The following is a 23,231-nucleotide window of genomic DNA, read 5'->3' as shown; positions in this document are numbered from 1 at the left end:
GCCGCCCCCTCCTACTCGATTAAACCGCACGAGTTACTTGCTATGGTGGTCGAAAGTCCCTTTGAAACGTGTTGAAGATGAACCGTTTAAGGAGGGGCAAGGAATGATTGACAGTGTGTCCGGTTTCCAAACACGGCCAGAAAGGAAACAAGAAAAGAAATAAGAAAAGAAAGCAAATACCTGGAAAAGAAAGAACAAGGTCGTCAATTACATCTGTTTGGATTGCAATACGCATGAAGCGATCCTTTGGTCAACATGACAGCATTGACCGAAATGGTCGTGTTGATCGAAATGGGCGAAGATATATTGAGAAATATGAGCTGTTAAATGTATAATAGAGACAAAGAACCAAGAAACCAAGAGACAAAGTAACCAAGAATAAAAAACAAAAACCTGGATAAAATGGAGGTAAGAATCATGGCAACGGTGGCTGAACGAACGGGGAGTGCACCGATGGAATCGAAATTTATTCGCGTGTCCTCAAAGCGGCAAGTGACGATACCGCAGAAATTTTTCGAAAAATTGAAGATCGGGGATACGGTCGAATGCTTTATGCGTGACGATGAAATCGTCATTCGACCGATTCGGGAGTCTAAAGACGATTTTTCTGTTGAGATTCTTAAGGATTTAATTGAACAGGGACTTTCGGGACAAGAATTGCTTCGGGAGTTTGAACGGATCAAGGCGAAAGTTCGTCCGGCTGTTCTCCGAATGATCGAAGAAGCAGATGAATTGGCACGAAATGCAACCGGGCACGATGAAACCGATGAAATCTTTGGAGATTCGGAGGATTGAAATTTTGGTTTCTGTTGTCTACATGCCTCCCGCTAAACGATATTTCAAAAAGCTCGTCGAAAAAGGATTGAAAGACGCTTTCAAGAAAGCGATTCGGGAAATCCAAGAAGATCCGTATATCGGAGAACCAAAAACCGGACCGCTTGCCGGCATCATGGGTTATGATGTATATTATCGCGGAACAAACTATGAAATCGCCTACCGGATCACGGAGAACGAAAACGGAGATGTCGTCGTTATCATTATGGCCGGCGCCCGAGAGAATTTTTGGGAAGAACTTAAACGATATTTGGATTGAAAAACCTCCACCGAACCCATGCCCGGTGAGGATTCGCTCATTTCTCGCCCTTCATCTGATGCAACATCGCCCATCGTTCTTCCTGCGTCACCGTCCTTTAACCGCGTGCGTCGGTGATGCCGGCAGCGGTCGCCCCCCTTTACGCGCCGCGGGCTGTTTGGTCCAAGCCTTTAATTTTTTTATTCATTCTTCTTTATGGGATTTTTGCTAAGAGGAAATAGGCGTGCTGTTGAACGATTAGGGGGAACTTTGATGGAGTTTAGTTTAGGAACTGCTGTCTTTCAAGTGTTAGGAGTCACCTTTCCTGTGATTGTGGTCAAGAAAATAAACACAAGGTGGGAATGGGAAAAAGACTCTTGTGAAACAAATGTAGTTGGGACAACGAAATCGTTAAGGGAGTGCTTCCGCACCCCCTCTTTGCATCATGTGCTGTGTACCACTTCGTAAGTCTCCAGTTTGGAGCCGGTGGCGGTAGAGCCTCTGGTGCGCCGCTCGTCATGCGCTTTGCGGAACGCCTCGCTTTGCGTCCAGGCGACAAACGCTTCCTTGCTTTCCCATTTGGTGTACACAACCTGTTTGTCCTCATCGGTGGAGTTGAGGAACATGAATTCCAGGCAACCGGGAACCTGCTTCATATTCTCCGCGCTGTTGCCAAACAGTTCGATCATTTTGGCCTTGCCTTCCGCGGGAACTTGCAGAACGTTCATTACGACGTACATATCAAGGTACCTCCTGAGCATTTTTTCAAGTCCATTATAGCACCCCTGATTTCGCGGCAAAGCCCTCTCTGCCGGCAGCGCCAGCAAGAGGGCTTTGTGTCACTTCAGGAACGCACGCAGCATCCAAACGTGTTTCTCCAATTGGGTATGGATGGCAAGCAGCATGTCGGCGGTTGTTTCGTCGTTTTGTTGTTGCGCGGTCTCCATTCCTTGTTTTAATTCCGATATGATAATGGAGAAGTCGTCCGCTATGATTTGCACCATCTGTTCCGCCGACTCCTGGCCGGTTGCTTCCTTCACGCTTGCGGCCTCAAGATATTCCCGCATGGTGGCAAGCGGTTTGCCGCCCAGGGCCAGCAGCCGTTCCGCCAACTCGTCGATATGGAGGGCGGCCTCGTTATAAAATTCTTCGAATTTCAGATGCAACGTGAAAAACTGCGGGCCTTGCACGTACCAGTGATAATTGTGCAATTTGACGAAGAGCACGCTCCAATTGGCAATTTGCTTGTTCAGCACATTGACGATGTCATTCATATGTACCAGCTCCTTTTCGATATGCAAACAGTCGCATAACTTAAGTATACCCTGTTTTTTATCGGATTGCCGTATTTTGGCTCACGGTTTTCCGGAAAATTTTTAAAAATAAAATCGGAATGTGGTTCATGACGTCCACCGCAATAATATCGCCGCCCGCTTCGCCGATGATGGAAGCGAGTTTTCCGTTTGATCCGGTTGAAACAAATATTTTAGCCGGTCTATAATTGTAAAAAGAGATATTTTTACGCCGGTTTGGATGGAGATGGAGGCCGTTTATTGTGGATCAACAGCGAATTCCCGTTTTGGAGGCTTTGCGGGCACATCTGAAAGCGAATCCGTTGGCGTTGCACGTACCCGGCCACAAAATGGGAAGGGGCTTCCCGCCGGATGCCGCGGTCTGGTTGGAACAAGCGTTGCGGCTCGATTTGACGGAACTCCCCGGTTTGGATGACCTGCATCAGCCGGAAGGGGCGATCCGGGAGGCGCAGCAACTGGCCGCGCAGGCGTTTGGGAGTGACGAAACCCACTTTCTCGTTGGAGGTTCGACGGCCGGCAATATGGCGATGATTTTTACCGCCTGCCGCCCCGGCGAGACAATCGTCATTCCGCGAAATGCCCACAAATCGGTCCACCATGCGGTAATGCTGACAGGCGCGAGGCCGGTCTATCTCTATCCCGAGGTGGATGAACGGTTTGGAATTTCGACCGTGATTCGGGTGGAGGAGGTCAGACGTGCGCTGTCGGAACACCCGAACGCCCGCGCGATACTGATTACCAGCCCCACTTACCAGGGGGTTTGTTCGGATATTGCCGCAATTGCCGAGGAAATACACCGTCACGGCAAGCTCCTGCTGGTCGATGAAGCCCATGGCGCCCATTTTCCGTTCCACGAAAAATTGCCCGTTTCCGCGATCCAATCCGGCGCGGATCTGGCGGTTCAAAGCACGCACAAGACGCTCGGTTCATTGACGGGAAGCGCGATGCTCCACGGAAAAAAAGGCCGGTATGACGCGGAGCGGCTGCGGACCGCGCTGGGGATGGTGCAGACGTCGAGTCCGTCCTACCTGATGCTGCTTTCTCTGGACGCGGCCCGCCAGCAGATGGCGACCCGGGGCCGTGAACTGTTGGATCAAGCGCTGCAAGCGCTTCGTCAAGGCAGGGAGGAACTGGCGAAAATCGAAGGATTGGCGCTTTACGATGGCGGAGCCTATGCGGCAGGGGTTGACCCTTTTAAATGGTGGATTCGGGTCAGGCGCTTGGGTCTGACCGGTTTCGCGGCGGAACGGCTGCTGCGCGAACGGCGGGGGATATTTTTTGAAATGGCGGATGACGGTCATCTGCTGGCCGTTTTTTCTTACGCGGATACGGAAAAGCAGGTCAACCGGCTGTTGGACGGCCTGCGGTTTCTGGCCGAGTTGCAAGAACCGGCGGGCAAGACCGGGGATGCCGCGTGGGAAAGGCAAAGTGCCATTTTGGATCGGGTCCATTTTCGATTGGAGCAGGTCATGCTTCCCGGCGCAGCGCTGCATAGCGCCCGCCGCCGCGTCGAACTCCAAGCGGCAGCCGGGCAAGTTGCCGCCGAACCTGTCATTCCATATCCGCCGGGAATCCCGTTGATTCTTCCCGGGGAGCGCTATACGGCCGAACTGGTCGGCTGTTTGCGGGAAATGAAAAATGCGGGAGCGCGGTTTCAAGGCACGGAAGACGCGACGCTTGAGTATGTGAGAGTGATTGGATAGGAGAATGCCGATGTCAGGACTGTTTATCACGTTTGAAGGGCCCGACGGAGCCGGTAAATCGACGCAATTGAGGCTGCTTGCCGACCATTTGGACTCGCTCGGCATAGCGTGCACAACGACGCGCGAGCCGGGAGGAACCCCGCTTGCCGACAAGATCCGCGCCTTGTTGCTCGACCCGGAGAACAAATCGATGGCTCCGAAAACGGAGGCTTTGCTGTATACGGCTTCCCGCGCGCAGCATGTCGAGGAAGTGATACGGCCGGCTCTTGGGCGGGGAGAAGTGGTGCTTTGCGACCGCTATATCGACGCGAGCATCGCGTATCAGGCCGTCGGTTTGGGATTGCCCCCGGCCATGATTCGCCGGTGGAGCGAGGAAGCGACGGACGGGTTGTGGCCGGTCCGCACCTTTTTGATCGACGTTCCTCCGGAACAAGGCCTTTCACGGATTCAGTCCCGGGGAGGCCCCGACCGGATTGAAGGACGGGATCTGGCTTATCACACGCGGGTTCGCGAAACTTTCCTCGAATTGGCCTCGCAGGAACCAGACCGCTTCATCGTGCTCGACGGAACCAGGCCGATCGGTGAAGTCGCGGAGCAAGTCCGGCGCGAGATGAGCCGGCTGCTCGGAGAGACCGGGAAAGGTTCCTCGTATTCCGCTTGCAGAAGGCGGGGGTTATATGAAAATTAACCGCAGTTCAGGCACTTTTATCGAACAATTGGGGTTGCGCGAAGAAAAACAGGCAGGGGATGTCAATCGCCCTGCCTTTCAAGATATACTGTCGCTCTCGAGGGAACGCTTGCAAAAAGCGGAGCTCGACAAACTGCTTCAATCGATCGATCAGTTGGGAAAGGAGCTTTCCAAGCAATGCTCCTGGCGCGCTCTGATGAACTACAAGGAACGGATTCGCAGGTTCCTGGAAGAAATCGTCAAGGGCGGGTACGGCATCAAGCAACGGCAGGGGTTTGACCGCCGAGGGCGTATGAAATTGTACAAAATCGTGTCCGAAATCGACGAATTGATGGCGCAACTGGCGGAAGAAGTCTTGAAAGAAGAAAAGAACCAGCTTGAAATCCTGAAAAAAATCGGCGACATCAAAGGATTGCTGGTCAATTTGTATTATTAAGGTGTGATGTGATGATTCCCAAATGGCCTGTTCAAGGGACTGCCGCCGCAATGTTGCAAAACATGTTGGCCACCGGTCGTCTGGCGCACGCTTATTTGTTCCTCGGCCCGGAAAGTTCCGGCATGAAGGAGACGGCCCTCCATTTTGCCAAAGGAATTCTTTGCGAACGTACGGGGGCCGAGCGCCCTTGTGGAGCGTGCATTCATTGCCGGCGAGTGGATTCCGGCAATCATCCGGACATCGCGTTGCTCGAACCGGACGGCCAATCGATCAAGATCCAGCAAGTCCGGGAAGTGCAGAAATCCTTTGCGCTGAAGGCGATGGAGGCTTCCCGCAAAATTTATATCGTGACAAAGGCGGAACTGATGACGGCGGAAGCGTCAAATGCGCTGCTGAAGTTTCTGGAGGAACCTTCTTCCCCGGTCGTTGCGATTTTGCTGGCCAATCGAAAATCCGGTTTACTGCCGACCGTCGTCTCCCGCTGCCAGATCATTCCGTTTCGCCGGATGGCTCCAGACTCGATTCAAACTGTCCTGCAAGCGGAAGGAATCCCTGCCGCGAGGGCGAAACTCGTTTCTTTTGTCAAGGAAAGCGTCGAGGCTGCGAGAAATTTTTCCGGGTCCGGGAAGTTTGCGGAAACCGTAAATCTGGTGGTACAATTAAGCGAAGAAATACACTCAAACAGAGGGAATCCTCTTTTTCTTATACAGGACAAAATCAACAAGCCAGGTTGGACCGCCGAGGACGTGGAATCTTTCCTGGATTGTCTTGCGTGGTGGTATCGGGATTTAATTAACGCCAAACTCGATATGGAAGATCAAATCGTTTATGAGAATCAGCTTTCTCGTATACAGTCCCAAGCAGCATCCTACGGTTTGGAAGATTTGGTCCATATGGTGGAGGTTGTCCTGTCGACCAAAAAGCGATTGCAATCCCATGCGAACCAGCAATTGGCGCTGGAACACATGGTATTGAGGCTGCAAGGGGGATAAGCGATGACATATACGGTGATCGGCGTCCGCTTCAAAAAAGCGGGCAAGATCTATTATTTCGACCCGGGGCCGCTCCCGGTGAAACCGCATGATTACGTGATCGTCGAGACCGCCAGGGGGATCGAATACGGACAGGTGGTCATTGACAAAAAAGAAGTTACGGAAAACGACGTCATCCTGCCGTTGAAAAAGGTTATCCGAATCGCCGACGGCAAGGACGCGGAGCAGGTGGAGCAGAATAAGGAACTGGCCGTCAGGGCACGCGCGATTTGTTTGGAAAAGATTCGCGACCATCAGTTGGAGATGAAGCTGGTTGACGTCGAGTACACTTTTGACCGTAACAAGGTAATCTTTTATTTTACGGCGGACGGCCGGGTCGATTTTCGCGAACTGGTGAAAGACTTGGCGGCGGTGTTTCGCACCCGCATCGAACTACGGCAAATCGGGGTGCGCGACGAGGCCAAGCTGTTGGGAGGAATCGGTCCGTGCGGACGCGTGTTGTGCTGTTCCTCCTGGCTGGGCGATTTTGACCCTGTCTCGATCCGGATGGCGAAAGACCAGAATCTGTCTCTCAATCCGTCAAAGATTTCCGGCCTGTGCGGTCGTTTGATGTGTTGTTTGAAGTTTGAAAACGACACTTACGAACAAGTAACGGGATGAGGTGGGGGAGATGGCCGTGGACAAACAAGCCGTGTTTGCCCAGGTGGCTCATTTGGAGGAGCGAATCGGGGAACTCTATGGGGAATTGGGAAGCCTGAAGAAGAAAATCATCGAGCTGTTGGAAGAGAATTCCAAATTGCAAATTGAGAACGAAAACCTTCGGAATCGCATGGAGCGCCAGACGGCAAAAACCGGTGAGACCGTCGCTTCGCCGGGGGAGGGATTTGACGCATTGGCCCGTCTCTATCATGAAGGCTTTCATGTTTGCCACGTGCACTACGGTTCCATGCGGACCGAAGGAGACTGTTTGTTTTGTCTGTCGTTTCTCCGTAAATCGTAACAAACGTTTCTGCGTGCGTCTGATCAGCCGGATGCCTGTCCTTGCCGTTTTCCGGCAGGTGTTCCGTCGCTGATGCCGGGCGCTGTTTTTTCGTTCGGATAAGACTCGATGCGGGGGGAAAACGCGTGGCATTTCATCTCGAGCCGGGAGAGCGACTGGACGATTTGATGACGAAGGGGTTGCGGCTCATTCAAAGCGACGAAGTCTTTTCGTTTTCGATGGATGCGGTATTGCTCGCCCATTATGCGACTGTGCGTCCGAACGACCGTGTCTTGGATCTGGGAACCGGCAACGGTGTGATCCCGATTTTGTTGACGACGCGAACCCGAAATCCCGTGAAGCGAATTGTCGGATTGGAGTTGCAAGAACGCCTGGCGGATATGGCGAGGCGAAGCGTCGAAGGAAACGGGCTCGGGCATTTGATCGAGATCGTGCAAGGGGATATGCGGGATTCGGCTTCCCTGTTTCCCCACGGCGGGTTCGATCTCGTCACTTGCAATCCGCCGTATTTGCCGGTGGGACAGGGGGATCCCAACGCGAAAGAACACGTCAAGATCGCCCGGCATGAAGTGGCCTGCACATTGCGTGACGCGGTGACGGCTGCCGGACACATGACAAAATCGGGCGGAAAAGCGGCGTTTGTTCACCGGCCCGACCGCCTGGCCGATCTGTTGTATGAGATGCGGTGTGTTCGATTGGAACCCAAGCGGATGCGTTTGGTGTATCCCCGGGTCCATCAGAGACCCAATATCGTATTGGTGGAAGCCATCAAAAACGGGAGACCGGATCTGAAGATCGATCCGCCTTTGATCCTCTACGGGGAGGACGGGCGATTCACTCCGGAAGTCGACGCAATATACAACGGCGGGAGCGATCACCATGGACAAGAGGTTCAGCTTTCAAGGCAAACATGAAAAAGGGACGCTGTTTCTCGTGGCGACTCCGATCGGAAACCTGGGGGACATGACGTTCCGCGCCGTCGACGTGCTGCGGCAGTCCCAGGTGATCGCGGCGGAAGACACCCGTCAGACGCGGAAATTGTTGGCCCATTTTGAAATTGAGGGTCCGCGTCTCATCTCCTACCATGAACACAATAAGAAACGGATGGAAGACGAGATTCTCAAGTTGTTGGACAAGGGGCTGAACGTTTCCCTTGTGTCTGACGCGGGAACTCCGGGGATATCGGATCCAGGGGAAGAGATCGTCCGGGCGGTGGCAAACAGCGGGTATACGGTGGTGCCCGTTCCGGGAGCTTGTGCAGGGGTTGCGGCCCTGATCGCATCCGGACTGCCGACCGGCCAATTTTCGTTTGTAGGCTTTCTGCCGCGCGAGCGCAAAGAACGCAGAAAAGAGTTGGAGCGTTGGAAAAGCCGGCAGGAAACGCTGATCTTCTATGAAGCACCGCATCGCTTGAAGAAAGCGGTGCAAGATCTGCTGGACGTCTTCGGCAGCCGCAAGGTGACTGTGGCAAGGGAGTTGACCAAGCGGTACGAGGAGTTTGCACGGGGGACGTTGGATGAACTGCTGGCGATGCTTGAATCGGAGCCGGCAAAGGGGGAATATGTGCTGGTAGTGGCCGGGGCGGGCGGAGAGACGGCGCACGGGCGGCCAACGGCCTGGTGGGAAAATCTCACCCTCGTTGAACATGTCGATGCGCTGGTTCAACAAGGGTTGACCAGGAAAGACGCGATCAAACAAGCGGCGAAAGAACGCGATCTGCCGAAAAGGGAGGTCTACCGCGAGGTGGTAGCCGCGGAGGAAAAAAAAAGAAACCATTGAACGGGAAAGAGCCGATTCAATGGATTCAATGGTTTTTCTTTCCTTTCATTTGCTTAATGATTCATTTCGGCAATGCAGTTCGGGCAAATGTTCTTGCCTTTGAAATGCACGATTTCGTCCGCTTGTCCGCAGAAGATGCAAGCAGGCTCGTATTTTCTCAGGATAATGCGGTCGGCGTCCACGTAGATTTCAAGGGCGTCTTTTTCCCCGATTCCCAAGGTTCTCCGAAGTTCAATCGGAATGACGACGCGTCCCAGTTCGTCCACTTTACGAACAATACCAGTTGATTTCATGATAAATCCCTCTCCCCTTTTACACAATCTTACGACAAAAATCGACATTTCTTTTTAAGGCAATCGTACCAAGTATTCCCATAACAGTCAATAGTGAGATGAATTTTTTCTTCTGTTCCAAAAGTTGTTATTATCCGCGATGTAAGATACAATATCCTTTATACATCTATACATCGTGCGGAAAATTCTGTCTCTCTTGCGATTGGAGAGGCTTTTTCAGCGTCGATGCCCACATTGGCGGATGCGCCGCTTGGGGTATCAATGTTAGGAGGGACGAGCATGTCAAAACCGACGTTTTATATTACAACTCCGATTTATTATCCCAACGACAAGCTGCATATCGGGCATGCTTACACGACCGTTGCCGCCGACGCGATGGCCCGGTACAAACGGTTGCGGGGATATGACACGTTTTTTCTGACCGGTACGGACGAGCACGGCCAGAAGATTGAGCGGCGGGCCGCAGAAGCCAAGAAACAGCCGCAGCGGTTTGTGGACGAGATCATTCAATGGATTCAGGATCTTTGGAAAGAACTCGACATTTCGTATGACGATTTTATTCGCACGACGGAAGAGCGCCATAAAAAGGTTGTGCAAAAAATTTTTCAGCGGCTGGTGGAACAGGACGACATTTATCTGGCCGAATACGAAGGGTTATACTGTACTCCCTGCGAAGCGTTCTGGACGGAGCGTCAGGCGGCGGAAGGGAAGAAATGTCCGGATTGCGGCCGGGATCTGGAACTGGTACGGGAGAAGAGCTACTTTTTCCGGATGAACAAGTATGTTGACCGGCTGCTCAAACACTACGAGGAACACCCTGACTTTATTCAACCGGAATCCCGGAAAAACGAAATGATCAACAACTTCATCAAACCGGGACTGGAGGATCTCTGCGTGTCGCGGACGACGTTTGATTGGGGCATCAAGGTGCCGAACGATCCGGAACATGTGATTTATGTCTGGATCGACGCTTTGACCAACTATATTACGGCGCTCGGGTATTTGTCCGACGACCCGCGGGAACGGGCGAAATTCGAACGGTACTGGCCGGCGGACGTGCATCTCGTCGGCAAGGAGATCATCCGGTTCCACACGATTTACTGGCCGATCATTCTGATGGCGCTGGGCCTGCCGCTGCCGAAGAAAGTTTTCGGACACGGCTGGCTTTTGATGAAAGACGGCAAAATGTCCAAATCGAAGGGAAATGTCATCGATCCCAAATTGCTGATTAACCGGTACGGGGTCGATGCAATCCGGTACTTCCTGTTGCGTGAGGTGCCCTTCGGTTCAGACGGCGTATTCACTCCGGAAGCGCTGATTCAGCGGATGAATTACGATCTCGCCAATGACCTCGGCAACTTGTTGAGCCGGACAGTGGCGATGATCGAAAGATATTTTGAGGGTACGATTCCAGCCCCGCAAAGTCCTGACGAACTCGACAACGGGCTGCGGGAACTGGCGAGGTCCACCGTCGACAAGGTGGAGGAAGCAATGGACAAGATGGAATTCTCGGTCGCGTTAACCGCTATTTGGCAGCTGATCTCGGGAACCAACAAATACATCGATGAGACGGCGCCCTGGAATTTGGCCAAGGACAACGCACAGTCGGCACGATTGGGAACGGTGTTGTACCATCTTGCGGAATCGTTGCGGGTGATTTCCATTTTGATCCAACCATTCCTGACGCGAACCCCGAAAGAAATCTGGAGACAGTTGGGAATTGAAGCAGGCGACTTGACCGTGTGGGACAGCACCCGTCAGTTCGGCTTGCTTCCCGCAGGGACCCGTGTGGTGAAGGGGGACCCGATTTTCCCGCGCCTGGATTTGAAAGCGGAAGTCAAATATATCGATTCGACGACGGGAGCCAACAAGCAGGCTGCGGTCCAACCTCCGCAAAGTCAGGCGGGGAAAGACACGGGGGCTGCCGGTGAGGTCGAAGCAAAACTCGTGGACGAAGAGGCGGCGCTGATCACGATCGACGATTTTTCGAAAGTGGACTTGCGGGTGGCGGAGGTGCTGCAGGCCGAGAAAATCGAGAAGGCGGACAAACTCCTGAAACTGCAGTTGGATGTGGGGAATGAACAGCGGCAAGTCGTTTCCGGCATTGCCCAATACTACAAACCGGAAGAATTGGTCGGCCGGAAGGTGATTCTTGTGGCCAACCTGAAACCCGTGAAACTGCGCGGAGTGGAATCCCGCGGGATGATTCTGGCCGCGTCGGAAGGGGAACGGCTGGTATTGGCGACCGTATCGGACGACATTCCGAACGGTGCCAAGGTGAAATAAAAACTTTCGGCCAAAGGGGCCGGCGGCGCTTGGACGCGGAAATGCCAGTTTGTCCCGGCGGGAGGGGATCCGGAAAACAGTTTCCGGAGCAGGGCCGGAGCCGGCCCGCTACGAAAGCAGGTGGAAGAAATGTTGTTTGATTCGCACTGTCATTTGAACAGCGGCAAATTTGACGAGAACGGCATCGTGGAAATGATCCATAATGCGCGCGATCACAATGTGGTCCAGATTTTGGTTCCCGGTTATGATCTTCCGTCATCCGAACGGGCCGTGGAACTGGCGGAAGTCTGGCAGGGACTGTACGCCGCGGTCGGGATTCATCCGAATGACGCCAATGGCGTGACGGAAGAGACATATGAGAAACTGTGTGCATGGGCGAAGCTTCCGCATGTGGTGGCAATCGGGGAAATCGGCCTCGACTATCACTGGGACACGACGCCGAGGGAAGTGCAGTTTGAAGTGTTCCGGCGGCAGATCCGGCTGGCCAGGGAGCTCAAACTGCCGGTCGTCATCCACGACCGCGAGGCTCATGGCGACATCGTGCGAATCCTGCGGGAAGAAGGAGCCAAAGAAGTCGGCGGCGTTATGCATTGTTTTTCCGGGTCCTGGGAAATGGCGAAAGAGTGCATGGACATGAATTTCATGATTTCGTTCGGCGGTCCGGTCACCTTCAGGAACGCTAGACGGCCGCAGGAAGTGGCATCCAAGGTGCCGCTGGACTATCTGCTGGTGGAAACCGATTCCCCCTATTTGACGCCGGAACCGCACCGCGGCAAGCCCAACCAGCCGCTGTACGTCCGGTATGTGGCGGAGAAAATCGCCGAACTGAAGGGCATGGAGTTCGTCGAAATCTGCAAAATCACGTCAGAAAACGCGGAACGGATTTTTCAAGTCCGGAATCCGTTTGTGTCCATGTAGGAATCATGAAAATTAAAGAAGTCATTGTGGTGGAAGGGTTACACGACAAAATCGCAATTGAACGGGCGGTGGAAGCTGATTGTCTGATCTCTGGCGGATCGGCCGTTTCGGAAACGTTTTTGAAGCAGGTCGAACGGGCGCAGCGGGAGCGCGGCGTGATTATTTTCACCGATCCCGATTACGCCGGCGAGCGGATCCGAAAGATTGTGGCAAAAAGGGTTCCCGGCTGCAAGCATGCTTTTTTGCCGCGAGAAGAGGCGTCTGCCAACGGGGACATCGGGATTGAAAACGCTTCGCCCGAGAGCATCCGCCGGGCGTTGGAAGCGGTTCGCACGGAATGGAACGGAGCGGCGGAAGAATTCAGCTGGCTGGAAATGCAGGAAGCCGGACTGGTCGGACAGCCCGAATCTGCAGCTTTGCGCAGCCAGTTGGGCAAAATTCTCGGAATCGGACACGGGAATGCGAAGACGTTCTGGAAAAAGCTGAATATGCTCGGCGTTACGCGTGGCGAATGGAAAGCCGCGTGGAAACGGATCGACCGTCATGGGGAAAAATAACGGCGTCCGTACCGGGGGCGGAACGTCTGTCGGTTTGGAACGGCGGTGGCATGTAACCGGAAATGGATTGGGTACCGGAAGTGTTTCGGGATTGGCACTAGAAGGGAAAAGGTGGCGGCGAATGAAACGGCTTGTGAATCCGTCGGCAACCCGTGAAGTGGTGGCCCGATTCGGCTTTCAGTTTAAGAAGCGCCTTGGACAAAACTTCTTGATCGATGCGAATATTCTGGAGAAAATTGTAGAGGCTGCCGACTTGACGAAAGCGGATGGCGCATTGGAGATCGGACCCGGCATCGGAACGCTGACCCAGGCGCTGGCGGAACGGGCGGGCGTGGTGGTGGCGATCGAGAAAGACGACCGGCTGATTCCGATTTTGTCGGAGACGTTAAGCGGCTATCCGAATGTGTTTGTTCGCCATGCGGATGTTTTGGAAACGGATCTGCACGAATTGTTTGCCGAATGTTTTACGGGGCGGAAGGTGAGCATCGTCGCCAATTTGCCGTATTATGTGACGACCCCGATTGTGATGAAGCTGCTGGAAGAGCGCCTGCCACTCACTTCCATTGTGGTGATGGTGCAGAAAGAGGTCGCGGAACGCATGGCGGCGGCGCCTGGCGGCAAAGATTACGGGGCCTTGACCATTGCGGTCCAGTATTATACCGAACCGCAGATCATCTGCCGGGTTCCGAAAACGGCGTTCATGCCGCAGCCGAATGTGGAATCGATTGTCATCCGGTTGAAGTTGAGGGAAAAGCCGGCGGTTGCGGTTTGCGATGAAGCCCTTTTTTTCAAGCTGGTCAAAGCGGGGTTTGCACAGCGCCGGAAGACGATATTAAACAATTTGCAGCACGGTTTTTCCGTTTCGGGCGGAAAAGAAGCGATCCTCCGGGTGCTGGAACGCGCCGGAATCGATCCGTCGCGACGCGGGGAGACGCTGTCGCTCGAAGAATTCGCAAGGTTGGCGGATGAATTTGCCCTTTTGGAGTAGGGGTGGTTCGTCTGCCTTTTGTTTTGTGGAATCGCTCCCCGATTTTTTGCAAACTCTTAAAATGACTGAGAGAGGAAGCCGACGGGTTGCTGGCGAATTTCTTTATAAACTATGCGAATCAGGTGTCTGAAACCGATTATAAAGTTGTTGCAAAGCCCGCATCTTGACCGTTTGGACAGAATATGATGTAGAAAAGGCGGTGGTCGCGTGCAGTTCATGAATCCGACGAAAGGAACGTTGACGCTGGACGAAGTAATCGCGGACATTTGTGAGTTTGTGGGGACGGGACCTGATGACGCTTATAAGGTGATCATCGGTTCCGATTCGCAAAATCGGTACGACCGGGGCATCACGATGTTTGTGACCGCTGTTATTGTCCATCGTGTCGGCAAAGGGGCAAGGTATTACATCTGCCGGCGGCCTTCCCGGGAAATCCGCTCTTTAAGGCAGCGCATGTTCACGGAAGCGTCTTACTCGCTCTTGTTGTGTCAGGAGATGTCGCAAAAAATACCGGACATCTGCGGAGGGCATCTGGAAATTCACCTGGATCTCGGGGACAAGGGCGCAACCAAGTCGATGATCAAGGAAATCGTCGGTTGGGTGACGGCTTCCGGATATACGGCGAAGGTCAAACCCCATGCGTTTGGCGCATCCAAAGTGGCGGACCGGTATACAAGGTCGTCGGGATAAGAAATGAACCGCCTTCCTTATTTTTCCGTGTCATGAGACACAATCTCCCCGATCCGCTGCCCCATCTGTACAAATTGGCCCTCGTGCAGTTCATCCAATGTGACCATTCCCGGCTCAAACAGCAAGATGACGGTGGAACCGAAACGGAACAAGCCCAGTTCGGCTCCTTTTTCCAGAGAAGGCCCTTCAATGGAGAGGTGGGTGACGCGTCCGCCGCGGACATTGGTGGTCAACGATTCGTCATATACAACCCGCACCGACCCGACAATCGTCGCTCCGACTTTGACGATGGCGTATTCCCCGTATGGCGTGGCCAGATAAGTGGTCAGCCGTTCGTTTTTCGAAAAGAGGCCGGGCACGTTGCGAACGCCAAACGGGTTGACCGGATACAACGAACCCGGTATGTAAGAATACCCTTTCACCTTGCCGGCCAGACAGGTATGAATCCGGTGGTAATCGCGTGGGGACAAATAGATCGTCAGGAAGATTCCGCCTTCGTACAACGCCGCCTTTTCCCGGCTGCCAAGCAACTGTTCCAGCGAGTAAACGACTCCTTTTGCCTGCAAAAGGGTGCCGTGGTGAATCGGTCCGAATTGCGATACCACCCCGTCGACAGGCGACACCAAAATCCGGTCTCCTCCGGCGATCGGCCGGGCTCCGCTTTTCAATCGCCGCGTAAAAAATTCCGTTAAGGTGCGATATTCTTCAATAGGTTTTTCCGCTTGCTCCAGGTCCACCCGAAAATGCCGTGCGTAAAAAGGAATCACCGGCTTTGACAGCCGGCTTTCCGCGAAGCGGCCCGCCAAGCGGGAAATCGCGTTTTTCGGAAGCAAATTCAGTAAGGTTAAGCGCAAACGGTCGCTCATGCAGGTTCCTCCGATTTTGTTTTACAGTTTCCAATATATCGGTCCGTTTGCTCCGTTGCAACAGATGCCGGAATGGCTGCAATTTCCGCGGGAGCCGCCGAGATTTTTGTTAGGAAGGGATTTTCGCCTGAGTAGCGAATTCTGTAAGGAGGAGCCGGGGATACAGTTTGTGATTTTTTGCGGCGGATCGAAGGGTATACTAACTACGAACCTTTATCCGGGCCCAATCATATTGTGCTAGAAAATGGGTAGCACCCTTCGGACAAGAAATGTTACAATCGAATCGCTCTCAGTTTACGTACCGGACACGTGCGTCCGGTTCTGACATAGGAAGGTGTCACATGAAGTCGTTTGTGGAAGAAATGGCAAGGATTCGGGGCGGGAACAACCTGATTCTTTGTCATGATCTGGCGGACAGTGATGCGATTGGTGCCGCTTATGCCTTGTCCCGTTTTATCGGCGGTGATGTCGGGGTTCCGCAGGAAATCGCCGGCCATGCCAAGCGATTGGTTGAGGAACTGGAAATGACCGTCATATACGGACCCAAGACATGCGAGTATGTAAATGTCGTAGTGGTGGATACCGCTCATTCGGCACAATTGTGCGATTCGATCCCCCAGCGGTTTTTTGTGATCGATCACCATCCGAACAATCATTTGATCCAGAGGGCGGACGCCGCGCTGTACGATGTCGTGTCTTCGACGAGTCAGCTCGTGTACCGGGTGCTAAGAGAGCTGAATGCGCCGATCGACAGAAACATGGCGATGGCGCTGTGTGCCGGCATTTTGACCGATACGATCCACTTTCACAAAGGGGAGGCGGAAGCGTTTCAGTCTTTTGGGGAACTGCTTCGGATCGGCGGACTCGGCTATGAAGACATCAAACGCCTGTATCTTGTGGAAGACCGAAAAGACCGCGGCGCGATTATCGACGCGGCCCTTTCTGCAACGAAAGCCACTTTTGCCGGCTACCATATCCTGATGGCGGAGATCGAGTCGAACATTCCAACCTATGCAGCCAGAGCGTTGTTTGATCTTGGCGCTGACGCAAGTGTCGTCGGGTATCGGAAAGGCAACGAGGTCGAAGTGCGGATGTATCTCCGCCAGGAGTTGTTAGAAAATTTTGGAATACGGGCGATGGAACTGTTTCGCAGCATACCGTCAATGAAGAAAGGCAAGACATGGGGGTACGGGGTGTTTGCAGGATTTCGCAGCAACAGCGCAAGGCTGGAGTTGATTTTTGAAGACATCCGGCGGGTGTTTTGTGACCTGTTGACACAACAGCCCTGACATTCACATACGATATCCCAGTTGAGTGTTCGGGGGGATGCGCATGTGGAAAGTCGGGGACCGGGTCGCTCGCAAATCGTATGGAAAAGACGTTTTTTTCATTGTAATCGACGTCGATTCCTCGCTGCGGGTCGCAACCCTCAAAGGGATGGAAGTACGGCTTCTGGCAGACGCTCCGTTTGACGATCTGGAACGGGTCGGAGACGAGGAATGGCAGGCTCATATGCTGCAACACTCCCGGCAGGAGGCCGACAGCCTGCGTTTGATCCGGATGCGCCGGTTGGTGGACAAGGAGAAACAGATGCTGCGGTCCGGGGTGAAGCTGAAAGAGGGCAACAGTTTTTTCGAACGGCCGGGACGGGTTCTCCATCTTGACGGAGACAGCTCGTATTTGAACAAATGCATGCTTTTTTACGGGGAACTGGGGCTGCAGGCGAACGGTCATCATGTCAGCGAATCGCGGATGGCCGAGGTGTTGCCCCATTTTCTTGAGCTGTATCAGCCCGATATCCTGGTTGTCACAGGGCATGACGGGTTGATTCGCAAAGGGCATGACGTTACGAAAATATACAATTACCGGAACACGGAAAATTTTATCCGCGCGGTGCAAGTGGCACGTAGGTACGAACGCAGCCTCGATGAACTCGTCATCTTTGCGGGAGCTTGCCAATCGTATTACGAAGCGCTGTTGGAAGCGGGGGCGAACTTTGCTTCGTCACCGAAACGGATTTTGATTCACGCTCTGGATCCGGTGCTGGTGGCGGAAAAAGTCGCGTATACTCCCATTAACCAAACGATTAATATTTTCGATATTGTGCAATCGACGATCACTGGAACGGACGGTCTGGGAGGGCTTGAATCGAGGGGGAAATACCGGCTTGGACTGCCAAGATCGGTGCGGTGGCAAAGTGGGGCCAACATGGCGAAAAATTGAAAAAATTAGAACTTTAGTCACGAAAATCTTTAAAATTTTTTGAAGTGGCGACAAATGCCCCATTGACAGGGTTTGATAAGCGTTGCTATAATATTTTTCTTAATTTGACACAACTTATTTCCGATGGTATACTTGTCAAAGGAAAGAGGTGGTGTCGATGGCAACGAAAAACCCACTGAGTGAGATCAAGCGTAATCTTGACGGCTTCATTGGGGAAAAAATCTTGTTGCGGGCGAACGGCGGTCGTCGCAAGACGATTGAGCGAATGGGCGTGTTGGAGGAAACGTACCCGTCCGTATTCGTCGTTAAGCTTGAAAACACTGGCAACTCCTTTAAACGCGTATCTTACAGCTATGCGGATATCCTGACGGAAACCGTCGAATTGACGGTTTGCAAAGATGAAGAACAGATCCGAGTGACGTATGTGGAAGGATAAAACAATAAGAGGTTTGGGGAAATGCTTCCGGAATCGCGGGGGCATTTTTATTTTTTGTCGGTAAATACTATTGCTGGACGCTGACTATGAGGAGGCGATTGCATTGGCTCGACGGCGCGGTCTGATGTCGGAAGAATTCAAGGTGGAATTGGCTAAGGAACTTGGCTTTTATGACACCGTCCAACGTGAAGGTTGGGAAAGCATCCGGGCAAAAGACGCCGGGAACATGGTAAAGCGGGCCATTCAAATTGCGGAAGAGGCTTTGGCCAAACAAAATCTCTGACGTATGCTTCTGAACCAAAAGCGTCCCGGCCAGGGCAAATGCCCTGGTTTATGAACGTTTGACGGGATCGCGGCGAGCGTCTTGCCGGGATTTCTTGTTGAACGGTGAATATCCGGCAATTCATTGGGTGAAGCTGAAAGTTGAAATACCCGGTACCCAGTGGGCGTAATAAGAAGTAAACTTCCAGTTTAAGGAGGCGCATGCAGTGAGTCAAACCTCCGGTCAGTTGGTGGTTATCGGAGGAGCGGAAGACAAAAAGGGAGAATGCAAAATCCTTCGGGAGTTCGTTCGCTTAGCCGGAGGACCGCATGCCCGGATTGTCGTGGTTACGGTTGCCACAAAGCTTCCTCTCGAGGTGGGGGCGGAATACCTGGAAGTGTTTGAACGTCTTGGTGTCGAGGATGTCAGGACTTTTGACGTTTCCTGCCGGGAAAACGCAAATTCAACAAGCGCGGTAAAAGCGATTGAGAAAGCGACCGGCGTGTTTTTCACAGGCGGAGATCAGGTGCGAATCACCAATTTGTTGGGCGGAACCAGAATCGACACGGTGCTTCACAAGCGGCACCGGGAAGGGATGGTATTGGCGGGAACCAGCGCCGGGGCTTCGATGATGTCGACGACGATGATTGTCGAAGGAGTTCCGGAAACAAATCCGCGAATCGGAATTGTGGAAATGGCTCCCGGCATGGAGTTTATTCCGGGAGTGGTGATTGATCAGCACTTCGCGCAACGCGGCCGGTTGGGTCGTTTGCTGTCCGCTGTGGCGCAGTATCCTCATCATTTGGGACTTGGCATTGACGAGGATACGGCGCTGGTGTTGAAAAATCGGGAATTTGTCGTGATCGGCGCCGGTGCGGTTACCGTGATTGATGCGGGGGCGCTTACATATTCGAATGTGTCCGGTTTGCGGAAGAATGACGATCTGGCGTTGTGCGGAATCACGCTGCATGTTCTTCCGGCCGGGTATCGGTTTAATTTGCAAGATCGCACGCCTGTTTTGGACACAAAATCCGCGAAGGCTGACGGAACAAGGAGCTGACACAATGAGAATCGGCGAGATCCGGACATTGCCCGGTCCGAACATCTATAATCATAAACCGGTCCTGTTGATGAAGCTGTACCTGGAAGAATTGACCGAAAAGGAAAGTTATGAAATTCCCGGATTTATCGACCGGCTGTTGAGCCTGCTGCCCGGCGTGCATGACCACCATTGCGCGAAAGGACGACCCGGTGGATTTGTTGAAAGGCTTTACGGCGGAACTTATTTTGGACATATCGTGGAGCATGTCGCCCTGGAATTGACGGAATTGGCGGGAATCCCGGCTTTTTACGGAAAAACGCTTTATGCGGACGGACCGGGAATCTACGATGTGGTGGTGGAATACAAAGCGGAACAAGCGACCCGGTATCTTTTGCAAACCGCGGTGCAACTTGTTAACGCCCTGGTCAAGGGTAGCCCGTTTCCGCTTGAGGAGCGTTTGGAAGAAGCGAAGCGCATCGCGTCGGTCACCGAGTTGGGGCCGAGCACGCGGGCGATACTTGAAGCGGCGGATCGCCGCGGTATCCCGTGGTTCAGGTTGAACGACCGGAGCCTGGTCCAGCTGGGTTACGGCAAAAACCGCAAATTCCTGCAAGCGACGATTTCGGATCAGACCCGGGCGATCGCAGTTGACATTGCCAGCGATAAAGCTTTGACCAAGTCTCTTTTGGAGCAAGCGGCCATACCGGTTCCCCGCGGAAAAATCGTCGGCACGCCGGAGGAAGCCGTAGCGTTTTGGACGGATGTCGGGGTGCCGGTCGTGGTCAAACCTTTAAACGGTTGTCAAGGCAAAGGCGTTTCTCTGAATTTGGCGACACCGGCGGAGGTCACCCATGCTTTTCGGATCGCCTGCGAGTATTCGGCGGATGTTTTGGTGGAAGAGTTTCTGGACGGAAAGAATTACCGGGTGCTTGTGGTGAACGGCAACGCCGTTGCCGCCAGTGAACGGATACCCGCACGGGTTGTGGGGGATGGGGTTCATACCATTTCGGAATTGATCGAGATGGTGAATCGGGACCCCTTACGTGGGGACGATCACGAAAAACCTTTGACGCGAATCGTGATCGATCCGATTCTGGTTGCGTATCTACGGAAATGCGGGCGCGGTTTGCAGGATGTTCCGCAGCGGGGGGAAACGGTTTTTTTGCGGGAAAGTGCAAACCTGTCGACGGGCGGAACGGCAAAAGACGTCACTGCGGATCTGCATCCGGAAGTTGCAAGGCTGTGTGAACGGACAGCGCGGGTGATCGGCCTTGATATTTGCGGCATCGATCTTGTGCTGCGGGATATTGCGGAACCTTTACGGCCGGGTGAAGGAGGCGTGATTGAAGTCAATGCGGCACCGGGAATCCGCATGCACCATTTTCCAAGCGAGGGACAAGCGCGGGACGTCGGTGAAGCGATCCTTGATATGCTGTATCCGGCTGGCGTACCGGCAAGAATCCCGATCGTGGCGGTCACGGGCACGAACGGAAAAACCACCACGACCCGGATGATCGGCCATATTCTTGCCGCGACGGGCAAAACGGTGGGAATGGCTACGACGGCCGGGATCTCTATCGGCGGGCAATACGTGGTGAAAGGGGATACGACAGGACCGCTTTCTGCCCGGACAGTCTTGTCCGACCCTGCTGTTGAAATCGCGGTTCTGGAAACCGCCAGAGGTGGGATTGTCCGTTCCGGACTCGGGTATGACTGGTCGGATGTGGCGGTGATCACCAACATCCAGCCGGATCATATCGGACAGGACGGAATCGAGCAATTGGAGGATCTCGTCCATGTCAAATCGCTGCTGGCGGAACGGGTTCGGGAAGGGGGAACGCTCGTCCTGAACGCGGACGATGAACGGTTGGCGGGGCTACTTGAGATCCCGCGCGTTCGCAAAGTTAAGAAAAAGGTTGTCTATTTTTCGTTATACGCCAATCATCCGCTGATCAAACGGCATCTTGCCGTCGGCGGGACCGCCTATTTTTTGAAACACGGCTGGATTGTGGAGGCGGAAGGACAAGCGGAACGCCGGATTGTGCGAGCCGTCGACATACCGGTGACCATGGGGGGGACGGCGGAGTTTCATGTCGCAAACGCAATGGCAGCCATTGCGGCCTGCAGGGGACTCGGGATGACAAGAGAGAGAATCGCGGCCGCCATTACCGAGTTCCGAAGCGATTGGCACAACCCTGGACGGACGAACCTTTACCAGATTCCGGGCGGCGGTTATGTGATGGTGGATTACGGGCACAATCCCGATTCGTTTGCAGCGGTCGGCCGGATGACTTCCCTTTGGAAGGGCCGGAAGGTGACAGGAGTTATCGGTGTGCCGGGTGACCGGGACAACAGTGTGGTGAAACAGGCGGGAAGGGTGGCGGCAAGGGCGTTCCATCGCCTGATCATTAAGGAAGACAAGGATTTGCGAGGCCGGATGCGGGGCGAAATCGCCAACTTGCTGTACCAGAGCGTCAAAGAGGAAGTTCCTGACCGGGAATGCCGCATTGTGTTGGACGAGTGTGAAGCGTTGGAAAAAGCGGTTCAGGAGATGGAAAGCGGGGAAGTTGTGGTGATTTTCTACGAAAAATTTGAGCCTGTCACGGAAGTGCTAAAACGATACGGAGCGGTCTCCGTTTCCGCGATTGAAGGGGGAATGCCGCAACTGAGCGCCGTGAAGATCTGAAGGTACAGAATCATCCTTTCTTGGGAGAGGGTGATTCTTTGTTTGTGACGTTGTGACGATGAATTTATAAAATATGGTATGATTATCACCGTATTTTGTATTGTCGAATGCGGGTCAGGCGGTGGAATTGTGATTAGCGAAAAAGCGAAAGCAAAAATCAATTTGACGCTCGATGTTTTGTTCAAACGGCCCGACGGGTTTCACGAAGTCGAGATGGTGATGCAGACGGTCGATTTGTCGGATCAGCTTTTGTTTGAAGAGCGGGAGGAAAACAAGATTACGCTCTCCTGTTCGGTACCTTACATACCTTTGGATGACCGGAACCTGGCGTATAAGGCTGCGGCCTTGTTGCGGCAGCGATTCGGCATCGCGAAAGGGATTCACATTCACATCGAAAAGAAAATTCCCGTTGCGGCGGGTCTGGCCGGCGGATCAAGCGACGGAGCGGCGGTACTCCGTGGGTTGAACCGGTTGTGGGGGCTGGGTTTGACGTTGGACGAACTGGCGGGACTCGGGGCGGAATTGGGATCTGACGTCCCTTTTTGCGTTTATGGAGGGACTGCCGTCGCTAGGGGACGGGGCGAGATCATCGAGCGGCTGCCGGCTGCTCCCCCATTGTGGGTGGTGCTTGTGAAACCTCCGGTAGCCGTGTCGACGGCCGATGTGTACGGCAGTCTGCGGATCGATGAAATCGCTTGGCACCCCAATGCATTGGCGATGACCCGTGCGCTGGCGACGGGCGCTCCCGAACAAATCGCCGGCCGTTTGGGAAATGTGCTGGAAACCGTTACCTTGAAGCTGCATCCGGAAGTTGAAAAATTAAAGTCGCAAATGCTCAAATTCGGGGCGCTGGGAGCGTTGATGTCCGGCTCGGGCCCGACCGTGTTCGGCATTGCCGACCGGGAAAGCCGGGCGCAAAGAATTTATAACTCGTTGCGGGGATTTTCGAAAGAAGTGTATTTGACGAGATTTCTCTAGCCACAATAGGGCAAAATGGAATT

Annotated in this window: 25 protein-coding genes and 1 pseudogene; 22 read left to right on the top strand and 4 right to left on the bottom strand. The window is 53.5% G+C overall.

Going from position 1 to position 23,231, the window contains the following annotated elements; all coding sequences use genetic code 11:
* Positions 1 to 417: 417 nt before the first annotated feature.
* Both AC4ED1_RS12930 and AC4ED1_RS12925 read left to right on the top strand, forming a co-directional pair.
* The gene (locus AC4ED1_RS12930) at positions 418 to 795 is read left to right on the top strand and encodes an AbrB/MazE/SpoVT family DNA-binding domain-containing protein (RefSeq protein ID WP_490939246.1); all 378 of its coding nucleotides are present in this window, start codon (positions 418 to 420) and stop codon (positions 793 to 795) included.
* Positions 796 to 799: 4 nt separating this feature from the next.
* Positions 800 to 1,093 carry a type II toxin-antitoxin system RelE/ParE family toxin gene (locus AC4ED1_RS12925; protein ID WP_490939244.1) on the top strand — a complete coding sequence of 98 codons (294 nt, stop codon included), beginning with the start codon at positions 800 to 802 and terminating at the stop codon, positions 1,091 to 1,093.
* A 422-nt stretch (positions 1,094 to 1,515) separates the two neighbouring features.
* On the opposite strand, the gene AC4ED1_RS12920 is transcribed toward AC4ED1_RS12925, so the two are convergent.
* Both AC4ED1_RS12920 and AC4ED1_RS12915 read right to left on the bottom strand, forming a co-directional pair.
* Positions 1,516 to 1,812 carry an antibiotic biosynthesis monooxygenase family protein gene (locus AC4ED1_RS12920; RefSeq protein WP_490939242.1) on the bottom strand — a complete coding sequence of 99 codons (297 nt, stop codon included), beginning with the start codon at positions 1,810 to 1,812 and terminating at the stop codon, positions 1,516 to 1,518.
* A gap of 99 nt (positions 1,813 to 1,911) precedes the next feature.
* Positions 1,912 to 2,346: a Dps family protein gene (locus AC4ED1_RS12915; protein WP_490939240.1), complete on the bottom strand. Its 435-nt coding sequence runs from the start codon at positions 2,344 to 2,346 to the stop codon at positions 1,912 to 1,914.
* 281 nt (positions 2,347 to 2,627) lie between these two features.
* Here AC4ED1_RS12915 and AC4ED1_RS12910 point away from each other — a divergent pair, with 281 nt between their 5' ends.
* From AC4ED1_RS12910 to rsmI, 8 genes and pseudogenes are all read left to right on the top strand, one after another.
* Positions 2,628 to 4,088, top strand: coding sequence for an aminotransferase class I/II-fold pyridoxal phosphate-dependent enzyme (locus tag AC4ED1_RS12910; RefSeq protein ID WP_490939238.1), 1,461 nt, complete (start codon positions 2,628 to 2,630; stop codon positions 4,086 to 4,088).
* Between the two features lie 10 nt (positions 4,089 to 4,098).
* Complete coding sequence (tmk, locus tag AC4ED1_RS12905) at positions 4,099 to 4,776, top strand: dTMP kinase (protein WP_490939236.1); 678 nt, start codon at positions 4,099 to 4,101, stop codon at positions 4,774 to 4,776.
* Positions 4,766 to 5,212 (top strand): YaaR family protein, encoded by a 447-nt coding sequence (locus AC4ED1_RS12900; RefSeq protein ID WP_490939234.1) that lies wholly within the window; start codon positions 4,766 to 4,768, stop codon positions 5,210 to 5,212. The genes tmk and AC4ED1_RS12900 overlap by 11 nt, the downstream gene beginning before the upstream one ends.
* An 11-nt stretch (positions 5,213 to 5,223) precedes the next feature.
* On the top strand, positions 5,224 to 6,204 hold the full coding sequence (gene holB, locus AC4ED1_RS12895; RefSeq protein ID WP_490939232.1) for a DNA polymerase III subunit delta': 981 nt from the start codon (positions 5,224 to 5,226) through the stop codon (positions 6,202 to 6,204).
* A 3-nt stretch (positions 6,205 to 6,207) separates the two neighbouring features.
* Positions 6,208 to 6,849, top strand: a pseudogene (locus AC4ED1_RS12890) (PSP1 domain-containing protein); the annotation flags it as partial.
* A 31-nt stretch (positions 6,850 to 6,880) separates the two neighbouring features.
* The gene (yabA, locus tag AC4ED1_RS12885) at positions 6,881 to 7,204 is read left to right on the top strand and encodes a DNA replication initiation control protein YabA (protein ID WP_490939252.1); all 324 of its coding nucleotides are present in this window, start codon (positions 6,881 to 6,883) and stop codon (positions 7,202 to 7,204) included.
* 125 nt (positions 7,205 to 7,329) lie between these two features.
* Positions 7,330 to 8,118, top strand: coding sequence for a tRNA1(Val) (adenine(37)-N6)-methyltransferase (locus tag AC4ED1_RS12880; RefSeq protein WP_490939230.1), 789 nt, complete (start codon positions 7,330 to 7,332; stop codon positions 8,116 to 8,118).
* Positions 8,084 to 8,983 (top strand): 16S rRNA (cytidine(1402)-2'-O)-methyltransferase, encoded by a 900-nt coding sequence (gene rsmI, locus AC4ED1_RS12875; protein WP_490939228.1) that lies wholly within the window; start codon positions 8,084 to 8,086, stop codon positions 8,981 to 8,983. The genes AC4ED1_RS12880 and rsmI overlap by 35 nt, the downstream gene beginning before the upstream one ends.
* A gap of 53 nt (positions 8,984 to 9,036) precedes the next feature.
* Here the strand turns inward: rsmI and AC4ED1_RS12870 are convergent, their stop codons facing one another.
* Positions 9,037 to 9,276, bottom strand: a complete 240-nt coding sequence (locus AC4ED1_RS12870; protein WP_490939226.1) for an AbrB/MazE/SpoVT family DNA-binding domain-containing protein — start codon at positions 9,274 to 9,276, stop codon at positions 9,037 to 9,039.
* Positions 9,277 to 9,555: 279 nt separating this feature from the next.
* On the opposite strand from AC4ED1_RS12870, the gene metG reads away from it, so the two are divergent.
* From metG to AC4ED1_RS12845, 5 genes are all read left to right on the top strand, one after another.
* Entirely contained in the window at positions 9,556 to 11,562 is a 2,007-nt protein-coding gene (metG, locus tag AC4ED1_RS12865; protein ID WP_490939224.1) for a methionine--tRNA ligase, read from the top strand.
* A gap of 129 nt (positions 11,563 to 11,691) precedes the next feature.
* Positions 11,692 to 12,480: a TatD family hydrolase gene (locus tag AC4ED1_RS12860; RefSeq protein ID WP_490939222.1), complete on the top strand. Its 789-nt coding sequence runs from the start codon at positions 11,692 to 11,694 to the stop codon at positions 12,478 to 12,480.
* Positions 12,481 to 12,485: 5 nt separating this feature from the next.
* Positions 12,486 to 13,037 carry a ribonuclease M5 gene (rnmV, locus tag AC4ED1_RS12855; protein WP_490939220.1) on the top strand — a complete coding sequence of 184 codons (552 nt, stop codon included), beginning with the start codon at positions 12,486 to 12,488 and terminating at the stop codon, positions 13,035 to 13,037.
* Positions 13,038 to 13,158: 121 nt separating this feature from the next.
* Positions 13,159 to 14,025: a 16S rRNA (adenine(1518)-N(6)/adenine(1519)-N(6))-dimethyltransferase RsmA gene (gene rsmA / locus AC4ED1_RS12850; RefSeq protein WP_490939218.1), complete on the top strand. Its 867-nt coding sequence runs from the start codon at positions 13,159 to 13,161 to the stop codon at positions 14,023 to 14,025.
* Between the two features lie 216 nt (positions 14,026 to 14,241).
* Positions 14,242 to 14,715, top strand: a complete 474-nt coding sequence (locus AC4ED1_RS12845) for a ribonuclease H-like YkuK family protein (protein WP_490939250.1) — start codon at positions 14,242 to 14,244, stop codon at positions 14,713 to 14,715.
* A gap of 17 nt (positions 14,716 to 14,732) precedes the next feature.
* On the opposite strand, the gene asd is transcribed toward AC4ED1_RS12845, so the two are convergent.
* Positions 14,733 to 15,581, bottom strand: a complete 849-nt coding sequence (gene asd / locus AC4ED1_RS12840) for an archaetidylserine decarboxylase (RefSeq protein ID WP_490939216.1) — start codon at positions 15,579 to 15,581, stop codon at positions 14,733 to 14,735.
* A gap of 341 nt (positions 15,582 to 15,922) precedes the next feature.
* Between asd and AC4ED1_RS12835 the strand changes: the two genes are divergently transcribed.
* From AC4ED1_RS12835 to ispE, 7 genes are all read left to right on the top strand, one after another.
* Positions 15,923 to 16,870: a DHH family phosphoesterase gene (locus tag AC4ED1_RS12835; RefSeq protein WP_490939214.1), complete on the top strand. Its 948-nt coding sequence runs from the start codon at positions 15,923 to 15,925 to the stop codon at positions 16,868 to 16,870.
* 43 nt (positions 16,871 to 16,913) lie between these two features.
* On the top strand, positions 16,914 to 17,804 hold the full coding sequence (yabG, locus tag AC4ED1_RS12830; protein WP_490939212.1) for a sporulation peptidase YabG: 891 nt from the start codon (positions 16,914 to 16,916) through the stop codon (positions 17,802 to 17,804).
* A gap of 157 nt (positions 17,805 to 17,961) precedes the next feature.
* Positions 17,962 to 18,240 (top strand): biofilm formation stimulator Veg, encoded by a 279-nt coding sequence (gene veg, locus AC4ED1_RS12825; protein ID WP_490939210.1) that lies wholly within the window; start codon positions 17,962 to 17,964, stop codon positions 18,238 to 18,240.
* Positions 18,241 to 18,343: 103 nt separating this feature from the next.
* Positions 18,344 to 18,523, top strand: a complete 180-nt coding sequence (locus AC4ED1_RS12820) for a small, acid-soluble spore protein, alpha/beta type (RefSeq protein ID WP_490939208.1) — start codon at positions 18,344 to 18,346, stop codon at positions 18,521 to 18,523.
* Between the two features lie 205 nt (positions 18,524 to 18,728).
* A complete protein-coding gene (locus AC4ED1_RS12815; RefSeq protein WP_490939206.1) occupies positions 18,729 to 19,562 on the top strand; it encodes a cyanophycinase in 834 nt (277 codons plus the stop codon).
* Between the two features lie 4 nt (positions 19,563 to 19,566).
* Complete coding sequence (gene cphA, locus AC4ED1_RS12810; RefSeq protein WP_490939204.1) at positions 19,567 to 22,230, top strand: cyanophycin synthetase; 2,664 nt, start codon at positions 19,567 to 19,569, stop codon at positions 22,228 to 22,230.
* A gap of 126 nt (positions 22,231 to 22,356) precedes the next feature.
* Positions 22,357 to 23,208, top strand: coding sequence for a 4-(cytidine 5'-diphospho)-2-C-methyl-D-erythritol kinase (gene ispE, locus AC4ED1_RS12805; protein ID WP_490939248.1), 852 nt, complete (start codon positions 22,357 to 22,359; stop codon positions 23,206 to 23,208).
* Positions 23,209 to 23,231 lie beyond the last annotated feature (23 nt).

Source organism: Effusibacillus sp. SKA8 (genome assembly GCF_058273125.1).
The sequence above is the reverse complement of the archived record's forward strand: the minus strand, read 5'-3'. Positions and strand labels throughout refer to the sequence as shown.

What these genes read in the sequence shown, in the direction of transcription:
- AC4ED1_RS12860 (WP_490939222.1), top strand. Translation starts at nt 11,692, where the DNA reads ATGTTGTTTGATTCGCACTGTCATTTGAACAGCGGCAAATTTGACGAG.
- AC4ED1_RS12835 (WP_490939214.1), top strand. Translation starts at nt 15,923, where the DNA reads ATGAAGTCGTTTGTGGAAGAAATGGCAAGGATTCGGGGCGGGAACAAC.
- tmk (WP_490939236.1), top strand. Translation starts at nt 4,099, where the DNA reads ATGTCAGGACTGTTTATCACGTTTGAAGGGCCCGACGGAGCCGGTAAA.
- rnmV (WP_490939220.1), top strand. Translation starts at nt 12,486, where the DNA reads ATGAAAATTAAAGAAGTCATTGTGGTGGAAGGGTTACACGACAAAATC.
- rsmA (WP_490939218.1), top strand. Translation starts at nt 13,159, where the DNA reads ATGAAACGGCTTGTGAATCCGTCGGCAACCCGTGAAGTGGTGGCCCGA.
- rsmI (WP_490939228.1), top strand. Translation starts at nt 8,084, where the DNA reads ATGGACAAGAGGTTCAGCTTTCAAGGCAAACATGAAAAAGGGACGCTG.
- AC4ED1_RS12920 (WP_490939242.1), bottom strand. Translation starts at nt 1,812, where the DNA reads ATGTACGTCGTAATGAACGTTCTGCAAGTTCCCGCGGAAGGCAAGGCC.
- AC4ED1_RS12900 (WP_490939234.1), top strand. Translation starts at nt 4,766, where the DNA reads ATGAAAATTAACCGCAGTTCAGGCACTTTTATCGAACAATTGGGGTTG.
- AC4ED1_RS12845 (WP_490939250.1), top strand. Translation starts at nt 14,242, where the DNA reads ATGAATCCGACGAAAGGAACGTTGACGCTGGACGAAGTAATCGCGGAC.
- metG (WP_490939224.1), top strand. Translation starts at nt 9,556, where the DNA reads ATGTCAAAACCGACGTTTTATATTACAACTCCGATTTATTATCCCAAC.
- cphA (WP_490939204.1), top strand. Translation starts at nt 19,567, where the DNA reads ATGAGAATCGGCGAGATCCGGACATTGCCCGGTCCGAACATCTATAAT.
- AC4ED1_RS12915 (WP_490939240.1), bottom strand. Translation starts at nt 2,346, where the DNA reads ATGAATGACATCGTCAATGTGCTGAACAAGCAAATTGCCAATTGGAGC.
- asd (WP_490939216.1), bottom strand. Translation starts at nt 15,581, where the DNA reads ATGAGCGACCGTTTGCGCTTAACCTTACTGAATTTGCTTCCGAAAAAC.
- holB (WP_490939232.1), top strand. Translation starts at nt 5,224, where the DNA reads ATGATTCCCAAATGGCCTGTTCAAGGGACTGCCGCCGCAATGTTGCAA.
- AC4ED1_RS12930 (WP_490939246.1), top strand. Translation starts at nt 418, where the DNA reads ATGGCAACGGTGGCTGAACGAACGGGGAGTGCACCGATGGAATCGAAA.
- veg (WP_490939210.1), top strand. Translation starts at nt 17,962, where the DNA reads ATGGCAACGAAAAACCCACTGAGTGAGATCAAGCGTAATCTTGACGGC.
- yabG (WP_490939212.1), top strand. Translation starts at nt 16,914, where the DNA reads ATGTGGAAAGTCGGGGACCGGGTCGCTCGCAAATCGTATGGAAAAGAC.
- AC4ED1_RS12870 (WP_490939226.1), bottom strand. Translation starts at nt 9,276, where the DNA reads ATGAAATCAACTGGTATTGTTCGTAAAGTGGACGAACTGGGACGCGTC.